The following is a 17674-nucleotide window of genomic DNA, read 5'->3' as shown; positions in this document are numbered from 1 at the left end:
GATGAACTGGACCCTGGCTCTTCCCGAGCTCGTCCTCGGCCTTTGCGGCCTGACTATCCTCGGCGTCGGCGTACTGCCGAAGCGGAACAGCTACTTCGCCTGCGCGATGGCGGTGATCGGCGCCTTCCTGCTGACCGCCGTGCTGGTGCTCGGCGCGCCGGAAGGCAGCGGCTTCAATGGGCTCGTCGTCTCCGACGCCTTCGCGCGCTTCGCGAAGGTCCTGATCCTGCTGGGTGCCGCGGCGGGCGTCGCGCTGTCGCTCGACTACAACAGGCACGACAAGCTCGATCGCTTCGAGTACCCCGTGCTGCTGCTGTTCGCGACGCTCGGCATGCTCATCATGGTCTCGGCGAACGACCTGATGGCGCTCTATATCGGGCTCGAGTTGCTGTCGCTGAGCCTGTATGTCGTAGCCGCCTTCAACCGCGACAGCGAGCGGTCGGCTGAAGCGGGCCTCAAGTATTTCGTGCTCGGCGCGCTGGCCTCGGGGCTGCTGCTCTACGGCTCCTCGCTAGTCTACGGCTTCGCGGGCACCACGAATTTCGACCGCATCGCGGATGCGCTGTCCGACCCGGCCAAGGCCAGCCCCGGCGTGATCGTCGGCATGGTCTTCGTCATCACGGGCCTGGCCTTCAAGGTCTCGGCGGTGCCGTTCCACATGTGGACGCCGGACGTCTATGAAGGTGCGCCGACGCCGGTCACGGCCTTCTTCGCCGCGGCACCCAAGGTCGCCGCCATCGTGCTGTTCGCCCGCGTGCTGGGCGGGCCGTTCGGCGACCTCGCCGGGCAGTGGCAGCAGGTGATCGTGGTGATCTCGCTGCTGTCGATGGTGCTCGGCGCCTTCGCCGCCATCGGCCAGGAAAACATCAAGCGGCTGATGGCCTATTCCTCCATCGGCCATGTCGGCTACGCGCTGGTCGGCCTCGCCGCGGCATCCGAGGCCGGGATGCGCGGCCTGCTCATCTACATGGCGATCTACCTGCTGATGAACCTCGGCGCCTTCGCGGTGCTGGTGTCGATGCGGCGGCAGGGCAGGGCGGTCGAGACGGTGTCCGACCTCGCGGGCGTGGCGAAGACCGACCTGTCCATGGCGGTGTGGATGGCGATCTTCATGTTCTCGATGGCCGGCATCCCGCCGCTCGCCGGCTTCTTCGGCAAGATGTTCGTCTTCAAGGCGGCGATCGATGCGGGGCTGTGGACGCTCGCCATCGTCGGCGTGCTGTCCTCGGTCGTGTCGGCCTTCTACTACCTGCGCATCGTGAAGGTAATGTTCTTCGACGAATCGACCGGTGCGCTCGATGCCCGGCCGGCCGCGACCTCCTTCGTGATGGCGGCGTCCGGGTTGTTCACCACGTTGTTCTTCCTCTACCCGGCGCCGCTGGTGGCTGCGGCGCAGGCAGCCGTCGCCTCGATCCTGGGGTGACGCCGGCGGCGTTCCGGCTCCAGGTTCATGAGGCGCTGCCGAGCACCTCGGACCTGGTGATCCGGCTTGCCGAGACGGGTGAGCCGGAGGGCCTCGCGGTGCTCGCCCGCCAGCAGACGGCGGGGCGCGGCACGCAGGGGCGGGTCTGGGAAGGGCCTTCGGGCAACCTGCACCTGTCCGTGCTGCTGCGACCGACGGAACCGCTCCGGCTGGCGCCGCAATGGGGGTTCGTCGCGGCGGTGGCGCTTGCGGATGCGCTGCTGCCGCTGCTGCCGGACCCGAACCTGCTATCCCTGAAATGGCCGAACGACCTGATGCTCGGGGGCGCCAAGGCGGCCGGCATCCTGGCCGAAACCGGCGCCGACGGGGCAGGGGGGCTCGGCTGGGTCTGCATCGGCATCGGCGTGAACCTCGCTCGGGCGCCGGAAGTGCCGGGGCGCGCCACGGCTTCGCTCGCGGCCATGGGCATCGTGCCGCCGGTGCCGGAGGAATTCGCCGTCTCGCTGCTCGAAGCGATCGACCACCGGCGACGGCAGCGCCAGGCCGAGGGCTTCGCGCCAATCCGGGCGGCGTGGCTGGCCCGCGGACCGGCACCCGGCGCCCATCTTGCCATCCGCCGCCGGGGCGCCGAGATAGCCGGCCGCTTCGCGGGCCTCGCCGATGATGGCAGCCTGCTGATCGACACTGGCGGGCGCGTGCAGTCGCTCGCCTCGGGAGAGGTCGCCTGAGACATGCTTCTCGCCATCGACGCCGGCAATACGAATGTCGTCTTCGCCGTCCATGACGGGAAGGAATGGCGCGGGCGCTGGCGCATCGCGACCCGCGCCGATCGTACATCCGACGAGTACGCGGTATGGCTGCTCGCGCTGTTCCAGCATGCCGGGGTGAACGCCAACGACATCACCCGCTGCGTGATCGGCACCGTCGTGCCGGCGGCGCTGTACAACCTTCGCCGGCTCTGCCGCGACTGGTTCGACACGGAACCGCTGATCGCCCGCGCGCCGTTGAACTGGGGCTTCGACATCCGCGTCGATCAGCCGAATGAAGTCGGCGCGGACCGTCTGTTGAACTCGCTCGCCGCGCATCATCATTACCGCGGGCCGCTGATGGTCATCGACTTCGGCACGGCGACCACCTTCGACGTGGTGGATGAGGACGGCGCCTATCTGGGTGGTGTCATCTGCCCCGGCATCAACCTGTCGATCGAGGCGCTGCACAAGGCCGCCGCCCGGCTGCCGCGCATCGGCATCGGCCGGCCGCAATCGGTGATCGGGCGGTCGACCGTGCCGGCGATGCAGTCCGGCATCTATTGGGGCTATGTCGGGCTGATCGAGGGGCTGGTGGCGCGGATCAAGGCGGAATACGGCCGCCCGCTCAAGGTGATCGCGACCGGCGGCCTCGCACCGCTGTTTGCCGAAGGCACCCTTGTCATCGAGAAGACCGACCCCGACATCACGCTTGAGGGTCTGCGCCTGCTTGCGGACCGCAACCCGGTTCCCGTCTTCCACCACAGCGCCCTGCGCGACCCCCTCCGATCGGATTCCGACTGAACACGATGAACGCCGCAACCGGCGACCTCGCCTTTCTTCCGCTGGGCGGAACCGGCGAGATTGGCATGAATCTCAATGTCTATCGCTGCGACGACGCGCTGCTGGCCGTCGATTGCGGCCTGGGCTTTGCCGGCCACGACAACCCCGAAGTGGATGTGATGGTGCCGGACCCCGCCTGGCTCGCGGAGCGGCGCGACCGGCTGCTGGGACTGGTCATCACCCACGCGCATGAGGACCACATCGGCGCGGTCGTGCATCTGTGGCGGCAGTTCCGCTGCAGGATCTTCGCGACGCCCTTCGCTGCGGCCGTGCTCACGCGCAAGCTGACCGAGGCCGGGATGCTGCAGGAGGTGCCTCTCGAGGTGACACTGCCGCGTACGCGCTTCCGGCTGGGCCCCTTCGACTGCGAATTCCTGCCGGTGACGCATTCCATTCCGGAAGCGCAGGCGCTGGTCCTACGCACCCGGCACGGCACGGTGCTGCACACCGGCGACTGGAAGCTCGACCCAGATCCGCTGATCGGGCCGCGCACGGATGAGGACGCCTTCGCGAAGCTCGGCGAGGAAGGCGTGCTCGCCATGGTCTGCGATTCGACCAACGCCATGGTGGAGGGGCATTCGGGCAGCGAATCCGAGGTGCGGCGGAACCTGGCCGCGCTGATCCGCGGCATGAGCGGCCGCGTGGCGGTAACGGGCTTCGCCTCGAACGTCGCGCGGCTGGAATCGATCGCGCTCGCGGGCAAGGCGGCGGGGCGGCAGGTCGCGCTGTTCGGCCGGTCGCTGCGCAATATCGAGACCGCGGCGCGCGATTGCGGGTACCTGAAGTCCATCCCGCCCTTCGTGCCGCAGGAGGATGCCGGCTACATCCCGGATGAGGAACTGCTGCTGATCTGCACGGGCAGCCAGGGTGAGCCGCGTTCGGCCATGGCGAAGATCGCCGAGGACACGCATCCCGACATCGCGCTGGGGGAGGGGGATACCGTCATCTTCTCCTCCCGTCGCATTCCGGGGAATGAGCAGGCGATCCAGCGCGTGCAGGACGGGTTGGCGCGGCGCGGCTGCAAGGTGATGACCGATGAGGACCACATGGTCCACGTCTCCGGCCATCCGGCGCGAGACGAATTGAAGCGGCTCTATGCGCTGGTGAAGCCGCGCTATGCCGTGCCGGTGCATGGCGAGTGGCGGCACATGCAGGAGCATGGCGCCCTTGCGCGCGATGGCGGCGCGACGCCCTTCCTGATCGAGGACGGGGACGTGCTGCGCCTGTCGGGCAACCGCCCGGAGGTGGTCGAAGGCGTGCCGACCGGGCGACTCGCCGTGGATGGCGACCGACTGCTGCCGATCGACGGTGCGCTGATCGCTGCCCGCCGTCGGATGATGTTCAACGGCATGGTGGTGGCCTCACTTGCCGTCGACGCGCAGGGGCGCGTGCTCGGCGAGCCGCAGATTTCCGCACCCGGCCTGTTCGAGCCCGGCGATGCCGAGCCGGCGATCGTCGCCGCGGAGTTCCGACGGGCCCTGGCCGACCTGCCGGCGGCGTTGAAGCGGGAGGACGATCAGCTGCGTGAGGCCGCGCGTTCGGTGCTGCGCAAGGCCGTCGGCAAGCGGCTGCGGAAGCGACCGATGGTCGAGGTGCACTTGCTGCGGGTGTGATGGCAGACGCACGCCGGGCATGAGCGCCGCATCAACCAAGGGCGGGCTGCGGCGCCCGGCACCATGTAGTGGTTTCCAAGGGCTGTTTGGCCTTTGGAGGGTGACAGATCCGGAGGGGGACGAAGCTCCTGCCGGGTCACTCATGACGGATGTAAGGAACTGCCCAGCATGACCTGGTTCACCGGCACCGTCGTCTATCTGCTGGCTTGGTGGACGGTGCTGTTCGCCATCCTGCCCATCGGCGTGCGCCCTGATGTCGAGGGCGATCCGGCGGCGGGCGGCTGGCGCGGTGCGCCCACCGCGCCGCATTTGCTGCGCAAGTTGATCGCAACGACGGTGGTGTCCGGAATCGTCTGGCTGGGGATCTGGGCGGTCGTGGAGAGCGAGTGGCTGTCCTTCCGCTCCGGCCCGTGGTCGATGCCTGGGCCCTGATCACTGATGAAGCAGTCTGCTCGCCGGTCTGCTCCGCTTTTACGCAGGATGCGGTTCAACGCCGCTTTTTTCATCCTGCGCTGCGGTATTCTTCGTTGTCGCCAGGGCCGTGTGGGGCCATTCTTCTTCTCAGGAAGAGATTGGTTCTCTTCCTGCCGTGTGACTGGCGTTTCCTCCCTAAACTTGGGCCGCGACCTTCGGGGCGCGGCCCTTTCTTTTTCTAGGGCGTCACGAAATCCGCCCGCAAGCATAAACCGCAACCCGGCGTCGCTTTCACGTATTTTTCTGTCGCGCCGCGCTTCGCAGTTGCAGCATTCTTAAACGCTTTGTGAGTTCGCATGCATCGCGGCGGAGCATGCGGCGGGGGCCTTCCGGCTCGGCGTCGGGGCCAGTAGGTTCCGCCGACGAACGCCGCAAAGGACTGACCGTGCGCCTCTCCCGCGCCTTCCTGCCGACACTGAAAGAAACGCCCGCCGAGGCGCAGATCGCTTCCCACCGCCTGATGCTGCGCGCCGGCCTGGTCCGGCAGACCGCCGCAGGCATCTATGCCTGGCTGCCGGCGGGCCTGCGCGTGCTGCGCAATGTCGAGCAGATCGTACGGGAGGAGCAGGACCGCGCCGGCGCGCAGGAGATCCTGATGCCGACCATCCAGTCGGCCGAGCTCTGGCGCGCATCCGGCCGCTATGAGGATTACGGCAAGGAGATGCTGCGCATCACCGACCGGCATGAGCGGGAGATGCTGTTCGGCCCGACCAACGAGGAAGTGGTCACCGACATCTTCAAGACCTACGCGAAGTCGTATCGCGACCTGCCGCGCAACCTCTATCACATCCAATGGAAGTTCCGGGATGAGGTGCGGCCCCGCTTCGGCGTGATGCGCGGGCGCGAATTCCTGATGAAGGACGCCTATTCCTTCGACCTCGACAAGGCCGGGGCCGAGCATTCCTACCGCCAGATGTTCCTGGCCTACCTCCGGACCTTCCAGCGCATGGGTCTGACCGCGGTGCCGATGCGCGCCGATACGGGGCCGATTGGCGGCGATCTGAGCCACGAGTTCATCATTCTCGCCGAGACCGGCGAGAGCGGCGTGTTCTACGACGCGGCCTATGAGAGCACGGACTGGGCGAAGGCCGATGTCTCGACCGACGATGTGGGCGGGCTGAAGGCGTTCTTCGAACGCGTGACGACCAACTACGCCGCCACCGACGAGATGCACGACACGGCGGCCTGGGACCAGGTCCCGGCCGAGCGCCGCCGCGAAGGGCGTGGCATCGAGGTCGGCCACATCTTCTTCTTCGGCACCAAGTATGCGGCACCGCTGGGGCTGACGTTGGCCGGGCCGGACGGGACGACGGTGACGCCGGAGATGGGGTCCTACGGCATCGGCGTCTCCCGCCTGGTCGGCGCGCTGATCGAGGCGAACCACGACGAGGCGGGCATCAAATGGCCGGATTCCGTCGCGCCGTGGGCGGCGGCCGTCCTCAACCTGCGCGTCGGTGACGCGGGAACGGATGCGATGTGCGAGAGCCTTTATGCGGCCCTCGGCGACCAGGCCGTCTATGACGATCGCAACGCGCGGGCCGGCGAGAAATTCGCCGATGCCGATCTGATGGGCTTCCCCTGGCAGGCCATCGTCGGCCCGCGTGGTGCGGCCGCCGGCAAGGTCGAACTCAAGCGCCGCGCCACCGGCGAGCGTGCGGAGGTTTCGCCCGAGGACGCGATCGCGAAGATCCGCGGCGGCTGAGCCGGCGCATGTTCGGGGCCTTCGAGCGCGCCGTCGCCTTCCGCTACCTACGGGCGCGCAAGGGGGAACGCTTCGTCTCGGTGACGGCGCTGTTCTCGCTGGTGGGCATCACGCTCGGCGTCGCGACGCTGATCATCGTGACTTCGGTGATGAACGGCTTCCGGCAGGATCTGATGAACCGGATCATCGGGCTGAATGGTCACCTGACCATTCAGCCGGAACGTGGCCGGGCGCTGGAAGGCTATCAGGCGATCCTCGACCGGCTGCGCGGGATCGGCGGCATCGAACAGGCAGCGCCGGCGGTGGAAGGGCAGGTGCTGCTGACCACGCCCGCCGGCGGGGCCTCGGCGGCGCAGCTGCGCGGCCTGCCGCCGGAAGCGCTGCGCGACCGGCCCTCGATGCAGCGCGCGCTGCGGCTCGGCAGCCTGGACGCCTTCGGGCCGGAGGACAGCGTCGTGATGGGATGGCGGCTCGCCGCGCGGATGCGGGTGCAGCCGGGCGACACCATCACGCTGCTTCTGCCGCAGGCCCGCGGCGGTAATTTCACGGCGGCACCCGTGCAACGCGCGATGACGGTGGTGGCCACCTTCGACCTCGCCATGCCGGAATATGACGGGCGGACGATCTTCGTACCGCTCGCCACCGCGCAATCCCTGTTCGGGCTGGGCGAGGCGGTGAGCCAGGTCGAGATCCTGGTCGATGATCCCGCACGCATCGGCGCTGTCACCAACGCCGTGCGCAGCGCCTTCGCCGGCCAGCCGCTGCGCATCGCAGACTGGCAGGCGGCCAACAGCAGCATCTATGCGGCGGTGGTCGTGGAACGGAAGGTGATGTTCCTGATCCTGACGCTGATCGTGCTGGTGGCAGCGTTCAACATCATCTCCTCCCTGACCATGCTGGTGAAGGACAAGGGGCGGGACATCGCCATCCTGCGCACCATGGGGGCGGGCCGCGGCGCGGTGCTGCGCATCTTCATCCTGTGCGGGGCGACGATCGGCTGCGGCGGGACCCTGCTCGGCTTCGGGCTCGGGCTCGGCGCCGCGACCAACTTCCCGGCACTGCGGCGGGGCCTCGCCTGGCTGCAGGAAACGGGGCTGTTCGGCGCCGCCGAGCTGAGCTTCCTGATGCAGCTTCCCTCGGTCGTGGATCAGGGCGAAGTGGCGACGATCGTGGCCATGGGCTTTGGCCTGTCGCTGCTGGCGACGCTGTGGCCAAGCTGGCGCGCCGCGCGGATCGACCCGGCCGAGGCGCTGCGGCATGGCTGAGCCCGGCATGTTCGGCGCCTTCGAACGCATGGTTGCGGCCCGCTACCTCCGCGCGCGCAAGGGTGAGCGTGCGGTGTCCCTGATCGCAGGATTCTCGCTGGCCGGCATCGCGCTCGGCGTCGCGACGCTGATCGTCGTGCTGTCGGTGATGGGCGGCTTCCGCCAGGAACTGCTGACCCGAATCCTGGGGCTGAACGGCAATCTCGGCATCTCGGCGGCGGAAGGGCTGTTGCGCGACTATGAGCCCATCGCCGCCCGCATCCGCACCATGCCGCAGGTCACGCAGGCGACGCCGACGCTGGAAGGCCAGGTGCTGCTGACGACGGATGCGGGTGCTTCGGCCGGGGGCCTTGCGCGCGGTGTCGCTCCCGACGAGCTCCGCCAGCGCCCGATCGTCGCGGACAACATCCGGGCCGGCAGCCTCGCGGAGTTCACCGGGGACGACGCCATCGCGATCGGCACGGTGTTGGCGCGGCGCCTCGATGTCGGGGTGGGGGACCGCGTCACTGTCATCTCGCCGGAGGGGCGCACCACGGTGTTCGGCACCGTGCCGCGATTGCGCGCCTATCGCGTGGTCGCGATCTTCGAGGTCGGCATGCAGGAATACGATGCCGCCTTCGTCTTCATGCCGCTCGAGGCCGCACAGGTGTTCTTCCAGCGTCGCGGCTTCGTCAGCCAGATCGAGGTGCATCTGACCAACCCGGACGCCGCCGGCCCCGTAGCGCGGGTGATCCGGCAGGAATTCGCCGGCCGGCCGCTCAGCATCCTCGACTGGCAGACGGCGAACAGCGGCTTCTTCCAGATCGTCCAGGTGCAGCGGAACGTGATGTTCCTGATCCTGACGCTTATCATCGTGGTGGCGGCGTTCAACATCATCTCCTCCCTGATCATGCTGGTGAAGGACAAGGGGAAGGACATCGCCATCCTGCGGACCATGGGCGCGCGGCAGGGCGCGGTGCTGCGCATATTCCTGCTGTGCGGGGCAGCGGTAGGCGGCGTCGGCACGGTGCTGGGGCTCGGGCTCGGGCTGCTCGTCTGCGCCAATCTGGAGACCATCCGGCAGGGGCTGATGAGTGCCACCGGCACCGTCATCTTCGACCCCGAGATCTACTTCCTGACCCGCATCCCGGCGGTGGTCGACCCGCTGGAGGTGATCCAGGTCGTCGGCCTCGGCTTCCTTCTGTCGCTGGTGGCGACGATCTTCCCGAGCTGGCGCGCGGCGCGGCTCGATCCGGTGGAGGCGCTGCGCCATGAATGATGTCCCGCTGCGCCTCGCCGCCGTCGAACGGCGCTACAAATCGGGCAGCGGCGTGCTGCCGGTGCTGCGCGGGGCGGAACTCACCCTCGCCGCCGGCGAGATCGTCGCGCTGGTCGCGCCGTCGGGCACCGGCAAGTCGACGCTGCTGCATCTCGCGGGCCTGCTGGAGAAGCCGGATGCCGGGGAGGTCTTCGTCGAGGGCCGCGCCGCCGGCTCGCTCTCCGACGATGCGCGCACCGCGATCCGCCGCACGACGATCGGCTTCGTCTACCAGTTCCACCACCTCCTGCCGGAGTTCACGGCGGAGGAGAACATCGCCCTGCCGCAGATGGCGGCCGGCGTGTCTCGCAAGGCGGCCAATGCGCGGGCGAGGGAGTTGCTTGCGGCCTTCGGGTTGACCGGACGCGAGGACCATCCGCCTGGCAAGCTCTCGGGCGGCGAGCAGCAGCGCGTCGCGATCGCCCGTGCGCTGGCGAACCGACCCCGCATCCTGCTGGCGGATGAGCCGACCGGGAACCTCGATGTCGGCACGTCGGACCGGGTGTTCGGCGAGTTGCTGGAGCAGGTGAGGGGGCAGGGGGTCGCCGCGCTGGTCGCGACCCATAACCCCGAGCTCGCGCGGCGGATGGACCGGATCGTCACGCTGGATGAAGGCCGCGTGGTCGCCGCCTCATAACGGCGTCGCATTGACCAGGGCGCGGGCCGCCCCATCTGATGCCGGTAGCCCTCGGGAGGATACCGGCATGGCCGATGCTCCGATCGTCTTCAACGATGGCGCGGCCTATGAGGAATTCATGGGCGTCTGGAGCCGCCTGGCGGGGGAGGTGTTCCTCGACTGGCTGGCACCGCCGCCAGGGCTCCGGTGGGCCGATATCGGCTGCGGCAACGGCGCCTCGACCGAGATGCTGATCGATCGCTGCGCGCCGACGATGGTGGAGGGGATCGATCCTTCCCCGGCGCAGTTGGCCTATGCGCGTGACCGGCTCGCCGGCCGGCCTGCGCGGTTCCGGCAGGGCAGCGCGATGGAACTCCCCTTTGCCGATGCCGAGTTCGATGCCGCGATCATGGCGCTGGTGCTGTTCTTCGTACCTGAACCGGCGCGCGGCGTCGCCGAGATGGTGCGCGTGGTCCGCCCGGGCGGCATCGTCGCCGCCTATGCCTGGGATCTGGCTGGCGGCGGGTTCCCGGTTGCGGCGGTGCATGAGGAGGCCAAGGCGATGGGCGTGACGGTGCCCCTGCCGCCCTCGGCCGAGGCGTCCCGGCGCGACGTCATGCCGGCGCTGTGGTCGGCCGCCGGGCTGCGGGAGGTGGACACGCGCAGCATCACGGTGACGCGGCGCTTCGCGGATTTCGATGCCTATTGGGCGGTCAGCCAGCGCGGCCCGACGACAGGGGCTGCGCTGGCCTCGGCGCCGGAATCGCAGCGCAACGCGATCAAGGAACGGGTCCGCGCGCGGCTGCCACTGGATGCGGATGGCGGCATCACCGCGAGCGCGACGGCGAATGCGGTGAAGGGCGTGAAGGCATGATTCCGCCGGCGTTCCGCGGACCGGTCGCGCGGGGTATCCTGCCGGGTGCCCCGCGAGTCCGGAAATGACTGACCCGACCTCCTTCATCCATCTGCACGTCCATTCGGCCTATTCGCTGAGCGAGGGGGCAATCCGGCCCGACAAGCTGGCGGCGCTGGCCGCGGCGAACGGCATGCCGGCGGTGGCACTGACCGACAGCGCCAACATGTTTGGCGCACTGGAATTCGCTGAATACTGCGCGAAGAAGGGCGTGCAGCCGATCATGGGCTGCCAGTTGTTCCTGACGCGGGCCGAGGCCGATCCGGACCGGCCGGACATCGCGCGGCAGAATCCTGATCCGCTGGTCGCGCTGGCGATGGATGCGGCGGGGCTCGAGAACCTGCAGAAGCTGTCGTCGAAGGGCTATCTGCGGGACGATCCCTCGGGCCGGGCGGCGGTGACGCTGGACCTGCTGCGCGAGCATGCCGAGGGCATCTTCCTGCTGACCGGCGGCACGCTCGGGCCGGTCGCGCGGTTGCTGGGTGAGGGGCGGCGGGATGCCGCCGGGCGCATCCTGCATGCGCTGCGGGAGGCCTTCCCCGACCGGCTTGCGGTCGAACTGCACCGCCATGGCTTGCCGCATGAGGGGCCGGTCGAGGCCGGATTGCTGGCGCTCGCCAAGCAGGCGCGGTTGCCGATCGTCGCGGCCAACGACGTCTATTTCGCCGCGCGCGGGATGTATGAGGCGCATGACGCACTGCTCTGCATCGCCGAGGGCCGCACCATGGCCGAGCGCGAGCGCCGCCGCGTGACGCCCGAGCATTGGTTCAAGCCCGCCGCCGACATGCGCGCGCTGTTCGCCGACCTGCCGGATGCCTGCGACAACACGCTCGCCATCGCCCGGATGTGCGCGGTGATGGCGGAAAGCAAGAAGCCGGAGCTGCCGGTCTGCCCGAAAGTGAAGCCGGGCATGACCGAGGCGGAGACCGTGAGGTCCATGGCCGTGGAAGGCCTAGAGAAGCGGCTGGACGCGTTGGACCCCGTGCCGGACGAGGCGAAGCGGCAGGTCTATCGCGAGCGGCTGGATTACGAGCTGTCCGTCATCGAGAAGATGGGCTTTCCCGGCTACTTCCTGATCGTCGCGGACTTCATTCAATGGGCGAAGGCGCAGACGCCGCCGATCCCGGTCGGGCCGGGGCGCGGGTCGGGCGCTGGCTCGGTCGCCGCCTGGGCGCTGATGATCACCGATCTCGATCCGCTGCGCTTCGGCCTGCTGTTCGAGCGCTTCCTGAACCCCGAGCGCGTGTCGATGCCCGATTTCGACATCGATTTCTGCCAGGACCGGCGTGACGAGGTGATCCAGTACGTGGTGCGCGAATACGGTGCGGACCGCGTCGCGCAGATCATCACCTTCGGCAAGCTGCAGGCCAAGGCGGCGGTGCGCGACGTGGGGCGCGTGCTCGGCATGCCCTACGGCCAGGTGGACAAGATCGCCTCCCTGATCCCGTTCAACCCGGCCAAGCCGGTGACGCTGTCCCAGGCAATCGAGGGCGAGCCGCGATTGCAGGAATTGCGGGACGGCGACGAGCAGGTGCATCGCCTGCTGGAGATCGCCGGGCAAGTCGAGGGGCTGTACCGCAATGCCTCGACCCACGCGGCCGGCGTGGTGATCGGGCGGCGGCTTCTGCTGGATACCGTGCCGCTATATCGCGATCCGCGGTCGCCGATGCTGGTGACGCAGTATTCGATGAAGTACGCGGAAGCGGCCTCGCTGGTGAAGTTCGACTTCCTGGGGCTGAAGACGCTGACGGTGATCGAGCGCGCGCTCGGCATCCTGGAATCGCAGGGCAAGCACGTCGACATCGCGGCCATCCCGCTGGATGACGAGAAGACCTACGCGATGCTCGCCAAGGGCGACGCCGCCGGGGTGTTCCAGTTCGAAGGGCAGGGGATGCGTGACTGCCTGCGGCAGATGCGTGCGTCCCGCTTCGAGGACCTGGTCGCGGCCGTGGCGCTGTACCGGCCGGGGCCGATGGCAAACATCCCGGCCTATTGCGCGCGCAAGCTCGGCGAGGCGTGGGAGCCGCCGCATCCGGCGATCATGCACATCCTGGAAGAGACCTACGGCATCATGGTCTATCAGGAGCAGGTGATGCAGATCGCGCAGGACCTGGCGGGGTATTCGCTGGGCGGCGCGGACCTACTGCGCCGCGCCATGGGCAAGAAGATTCGCGAGGAGATGGTGAAGCAGCGCGCCATCTTCTGCGAGGGCGCGGAGAAGCGCGGCATCGAGCCGGCGAAAGCGGCCGAGATCTTCGACCTGATGGAACGCTTCGCCGACTATGGCTTCAACAAGTCGCACGCCGCGGCCTACGCGCTGGTCAGCTACCAGACCGCCTGGCTCAAGGCGAACCACACGGTGCCGTTCCTGGCGGCGTCGATGACGCTCGATTTGTCGAACACCGACAAGCTGGCCGGGCACATGCAGGAATGTGCGCGGCTCGGCATTCCGGTCCTGCCGCCGGACATCAACCGGTCGGGCGCCGAGTTCCGCGTGGAGATCTCGACCGAGGGCAAGGAGCAGATCCGCTTCGCGCTGGCGGCGGTGAAGCGCGTCGGCGAGACGGCGATGAAGGATCTGGTGAAGGCGCGCGGCGATCAAGCCTTCACCTCGCTGGCGGAGTTCGCCGCACGCGTCGACCCGAAGCTGCTGAACAAGATGCAGTTGGAGAATCTGGCGCGGGCCGGGGCGTTCGAGGGGCTGGAACGCAATCGCGCCAAGGTCATGGCCGGCGCCGAGACGATCCTGCGGCGCGCCCAGGCGGATGCCGAGGAACGCGGCTCGGGCCAGATCGGGCTGTTCGGGGCGGATGCGCAACGAAATGAACCCCTACGGCTCCCGGAAGTACCGGATTGGCCGCTGCTGGAACGACTGTCTCACGAGGCCGAGGCGGTCGGCTTCCATCTGTCGGCGCATCCGCTGGATACCTATCGCAAGGCGTTGCAGCGGCTGGGCGTGACGCCCTCGGCGTTGATCGCGGATCGGGCGCGGTCGGGCGCGGCGCGGCTCAAACTGGCCGGGACGGTGGTGAACGCCAAGGAACGTACGACCAAGACCGGCAGCCGCATGGCCTGGGTTCGGCTGTCGGACGCTCAGGGGTCGTTCGAGGTGACGTGCTTCTCCGAGGTGCTGAATCGGTCTCGGGAGCTGCTGGCGGAGGGTCAGGCCGTGCTGGTGACGGCCGAGGCCCGGATGGAGGGCGAAGCGCTGCGCCTGACGGCGAATGATGTCGAGCCGCTGGACAAGGCTGCGAGCGGCGCCGGCGGTGGCGTCAGGCTGTGGCTGGACGACATTGTGGGCGTCGCGCCGATCCAGGCGCTGCTGAACCGCGAGGGCCGCGGCAAGGGTCGCGTGGTGTTGGTGCCGCGAACGGGCCCAGGCCAGGAAGTGGAGATGGCGCTGCCGGGCGGGTTCAACATCGGCCCACGGGTGATGCAGGCGATGAAAGTCGTGCCGGGAGTGTCGAGCGTCGAGGAGATCTGACCTCGGCAGCCGGTAGTCTAGCGTACCGACGAGCGGACGAGCTTAACCATCGCTGCTGCAATGGCGGGTCCGATTTTTCCATAATATACCTTATGCGGTAATTCTGTCCTTGGATCCGGCACGTCCCTTTGCGGCCAACAGCTTGCGATGCGGTCGCGGCTGACCGCCAAGCCGGCGGCCGATCAACATCGGCCTACGCCAGCGGCTGCACCCGGCAGGACGGCGTACTCAACCGTCCCGCCGTCAGCCGGCTCAATTCGCCGGCGTCGCCTGCAGCGCGTTCGTGTACCAGTTCGGCGAAGCCTCGTACCGCACGCGGCCCCGCACCCCCGCCCAGGTCGCCTTCAGGTAGAAGATCGGGATCACCGCGCCATCATCCATCGCGATGGACATCGCCTCGGCCGTCAGAGCATCCCGCCGCGTCCGGTCCATGGTCCGCAGGGCTTCCTCCAGCACCCGGTCCATCGCCGGGTTCGAGTAATGCTGCCGGTTGAACGGCCCCATCCGCGTCTCGCTGTTGCGCGTCGCCACCACCTGCTGGAGCGTGATCGCCGCGAGGTTCGAAGCGTAGGTCGTCATGAACATCGCGAAGTCGCGGTTCGTGGCGCGAGAGAAGAAGGTCGCGGTCGGCAGTACCTCGACCGTCGTCGTCACGCCGACCCGGGTGAAGCCCTGGGCGACCGCCTGGAGCACTTCAGCATCGCCCGGGAACCAGCCATTCGGCCCGTGGATCGTCATCCGAAAACCCTGCGGGTATCCCGCTTCGGCCAGCAGCGCCCGCGCCCGCGCGATATCATTCGGGATCGGCGGGCGGTTCGGGATGCGCCCGACGGCGATGGGCGGCGCGAACTGCTCGGCCGGCGTCCCCTCCCCGGCCAGCAGCCGTTCGACGATGGCCGGGCGGTTGATCGCGAGGGACAGCGCCTGCCGCACCCGCTCATCGCGCAGCGGGTTGCGGTCCAACGGCCGGCCCTGGTTGTCGGTGATTTGGGGAGCCCGGTCACGGACCGTGTCCGGGAACAGATAGGCGGTTCCGTTGGCATCCGTGCTGAAGATCTCGACCCGCCGGTCGGCCGACAGGCGCGCGATGTCCTGCGTCGGCACGCCGTCGATCAAGTCCACATCGCCTGACAGCAGCGCCGCCACGCGGCCGCCGGCGCTCGTCACGAAGCGGATCTGCACGCGCGCCCACGGCGGGGTCCCGCCCCAGAAGGTCGGGTTGCGCTCCACCTCCATGCGCTCGCCGTTGACATAGGCGACGTGGCGATAGGCGCCGGTGCCGATCATGGCACGCCCGGTGTTGAAATCGGCCGTGCTGGCATTCTCGTGCAGCCGCCGCGACAGGATCATCACCGCCGTCAGCTCCGCATCCAGGAAGGGCGACGGCTCGCTGGTCGTGATGCGAAGCGTCCGGTCGTCCACGATCGTGACGCCCGACACGGTCCGCACCGCGGAAGCGAAGGACCCCGGGCTGTTCGGCACCAGCGGCAGGCGTTCGAAGGAAAAGGCGACATCGTCGGCCCGCAGCGGCGTGCCGTCGTGGAAGCGCACGCCCTCGCGGAGGCGGAACTCCCAGGTTCGGTCGTCAACGATCCGCCAGGACTCAGCGAGGCGGGCGACGATCTGCCCCTGCGAATCGAAATCGACCATCGGGTCGAACACCTGACGCAGCAACGCATTGTTGCTGTTCGCACGATGGAAATGCGGATCCATCGCAGTCGGCACGGATTGCGCCGCGATGGTCAGGGTCTGCGCATTGCCCGATGCGGCGGCCACGCAGAACGTTGCGGCGAGCAGGAACTTCCTCATTGCGACCCCCGGGCAAGACTCCACGCCCAAGCTGACGGACCATCACGGCATGTCAAGGCGGCCGCCGGGCACTGCGCCGTGTCAGCTGGCGTGGGCCGGGCTGAACGGTCGGGCCCGCAGGAACGCATCGGCAATGCGCAGCATCATCGCGTCAGAACAGCGCGGCCCCGCGATCTGCAGGCCGATCGGCAGCCCCTCCGCGGTGCGACCGCACGGCACCGACACGGCCGGCCCGTGGGACAGGTCGAAGGGGTAGGAAAACTCCGCCCAGACCAACCAGTCCCATGCGTGGTCCGGCCAATGGGCAGGGCGCTGGCGCCCGACCTCGAAGGCCGCCACCGAGGCGGCGGGCGTCACCAGAGCGTCCCATGCGCCGTCGGCGAACCAGGTGTTCACCTCGGCGGCATAGGCGATGCGCCGGGCCGCCGTGTCGATCATCTGCTTCACCGTCAGCCCCGCGAAGGCGTCCAGGCACGCGACGAGCCCGGGGTCCATGGCGGCGCGGCGGGCCGGGTCGGTCTCGACGAACGGGTACATCGCCACGGCCCAGACGAGGCGTTCGAGCTCGGGCCCCCGTGGTCCCCAGGGCGGCGTCACCTCCTCGACATGAGCGCCGAGGTCCTCCAGCAGGCTGAGCGAGGCCCGGACGCTCGCCGCGATCTCCGGATCGACGCGGGCATGGCCTAGGTCCGGGCTGTAAGCGATGCGCAGGCCCTTGAGATCGGGCGCCCAGATGTCGCTGACCCGGAAATCCATGGGCAGCGTGGTGTGGTCGGCCGGATGCAGACCGCCCATGACCTGCAGCATCAGCGCCGCGTCCCCCGCGCTGCGGGCGATCGGCCCGGCATGCGACACCGAGTTGTTGTTCGGCACCGGCGCATAGGGCACCAGCCCATAGGTCGGCTTGTGCCCGACCGCGCCGCAGAAATGCGCCGGCAGGCGGATCGACCCCGCCCCGTCCGTACCGAGATGCAACGCCCCGCAGCCCGCCCCCGCCAGCGCCGCCGCACCGGAGGACGACCCGCCCGCCGTCCGCCCGTGCATCCAGGGATTGTGCGTATGGCCGGTCAGCGGGCCGCTGCTGACGGCGGTCCAGCCATTCTCGGTCGAGGTGGTCTTGCCGAGGATGATGGCCCCGGCCCCGCGCAGCCGCGCGACCAGCGGCGCATCGGCGGTGGCGGGGGTGTCCGCCGTCAGCGGGGAACCGCGGCGGGTCGGCAGTCCCTCGACCGCCTGCACGTCCTTGATGGTGACCGGCACGCCATGCAGTGGGCCGAGTGGCCGGCCGGCCATGACCGCGACCTCGGCAGCACGGGCCGCATCCATCGCCCGGTCCGCGTCCAGCACGACGAAGGCGTTGAGGCGGGAATCCCACGCGGCGATGCGGTCGAGCACGGCCTTCGTAACCTCGACGGGCGAGGCCCGACGGTCACGAACGAGCTGCGCCTGCTGGGTGGCGGACAGGGTGGCGAGGTCGGTCATGCCGGCT

At 68.8% G+C, this 17674-nt stretch carries 13 protein-coding genes; 11 read left to right on the top strand and 2 right to left on the bottom strand.

Annotation, left to right across the window (positions count from 1 at the left end; translation table 11 throughout):
• Position 1 precedes the first annotated feature (1 nt).
• The 11 genes from nuoN to dnaE all read left to right on the top strand — a co-directional run bounded on the left by nuoN (position 2) and on the right by dnaE (position 14376).
• Positions 2–1423, top strand: a complete 1422-nt coding sequence (gene nuoN, locus GXW78_RS19720) for an NADH-quinone oxidoreductase subunit NuoN (RefSeq protein ID WP_211870613.1) — start codon at positions 2–4, stop codon at positions 1421–1423.
• Positions 1420–2151 carry a biotin--[acetyl-CoA-carboxylase] ligase gene (locus tag GXW78_RS19715; protein ID WP_211870612.1) on the top strand — a complete coding sequence of 244 codons (732 nt, stop codon included), beginning with the start codon at positions 1420–1422 and terminating at the stop codon, positions 2149–2151. Before nuoN ends, GXW78_RS19715 begins: the two co-directional genes overlap by 4 nt.
• A 3-nt stretch (positions 2152–2154) precedes the next feature.
• Positions 2155–2973: a type III pantothenate kinase gene (locus GXW78_RS19710; RefSeq protein WP_211870611.1), complete on the top strand. Its 819-nt coding sequence runs from the start codon at positions 2155–2157 to the stop codon at positions 2971–2973.
• 5 nt (positions 2974–2978) lie between these two features.
• Positions 2979–4625 (top strand): ribonuclease J, encoded by a 1647-nt coding sequence (locus GXW78_RS19705; protein ID WP_211870610.1) that lies wholly within the window; start codon positions 2979–2981, stop codon positions 4623–4625.
• A gap of 168 nt (positions 4626–4793) precedes the next feature.
• On the top strand, positions 4794–5057 hold the full coding sequence (locus GXW78_RS19700; protein ID WP_211870609.1) for a DUF1467 family protein: 264 nt from the start codon (positions 4794–4796) through the stop codon (positions 5055–5057).
• Between the two features lie 427 nt (positions 5058–5484).
• Positions 5485–6801: a proline--tRNA ligase gene (proS, locus tag GXW78_RS19695; protein ID WP_211870608.1), complete on the top strand. Its 1317-nt coding sequence runs from the start codon at positions 5485–5487 to the stop codon at positions 6799–6801.
• A gap of 8 nt (positions 6802–6809) precedes the next feature.
• Positions 6810–8066, top strand: coding sequence for a lipoprotein-releasing ABC transporter permease subunit (locus GXW78_RS19690; RefSeq protein WP_211870607.1), 1257 nt, complete (start codon positions 6810–6812; stop codon positions 8064–8066).
• A 7-nt stretch (positions 8067–8073) separates the two neighbouring features.
• Positions 8074–9324, top strand: a complete 1251-nt coding sequence (locus GXW78_RS19685) for a lipoprotein-releasing ABC transporter permease subunit (protein ID WP_211870650.1) — start codon at positions 8074–8076, stop codon at positions 9322–9324.
• Positions 9317–10000 (top strand): ABC transporter ATP-binding protein, encoded by a 684-nt coding sequence (locus tag GXW78_RS19680; protein ID WP_211870606.1) that lies wholly within the window; start codon positions 9317–9319, stop codon positions 9998–10000. Before GXW78_RS19685 ends, GXW78_RS19680 begins: the two co-directional genes overlap by 8 nt.
• A 67-nt stretch (positions 10001–10067) precedes the next feature.
• Positions 10068–10853 carry a class I SAM-dependent methyltransferase gene (locus tag GXW78_RS19675; RefSeq protein WP_211870605.1) on the top strand — a complete coding sequence of 262 codons (786 nt, stop codon included), beginning with the start codon at positions 10068–10070 and terminating at the stop codon, positions 10851–10853.
• Positions 10854–10917: 64 nt separating this feature from the next.
• Positions 10918–14376, top strand: coding sequence for a DNA polymerase III subunit alpha (gene dnaE, locus GXW78_RS19670; RefSeq protein WP_211870604.1), 3459 nt, complete (start codon positions 10918–10920; stop codon positions 14374–14376).
• A 252-nt stretch (positions 14377–14628) separates the two neighbouring features.
• On the opposite strand, the gene GXW78_RS19665 is transcribed toward dnaE, so the two are convergent.
• Both GXW78_RS19665 and GXW78_RS19660 read right to left on the bottom strand, forming a co-directional pair.
• Complete coding sequence (locus GXW78_RS19665) at positions 14629–16185, bottom strand: ABC transporter substrate-binding protein (protein ID WP_211870603.1); 1557 nt, start codon at positions 16183–16185, stop codon at positions 14629–14631.
• Positions 16186–16266: 81 nt separating this feature from the next.
• Positions 16267–17667 carry an amidase gene (locus GXW78_RS19660; protein ID WP_211870602.1) on the bottom strand — a complete coding sequence of 467 codons (1401 nt, stop codon included), beginning with the start codon at positions 17665–17667 and terminating at the stop codon, positions 16267–16269.
• Positions 17668–17674: the final 7 nt, after the last annotated feature.

This window comes from Neoroseomonas terrae (assembly GCF_018129025.1).
Taxonomy (GTDB): Bacteria; Pseudomonadota; Alphaproteobacteria; order Acetobacterales; family Acetobacteraceae; genus Neoroseomonas; species Neoroseomonas terrae.
The sequence above is the reverse complement of the archived record's forward strand: the minus strand, read 5'-3'. Positions and strand labels throughout refer to the sequence as shown.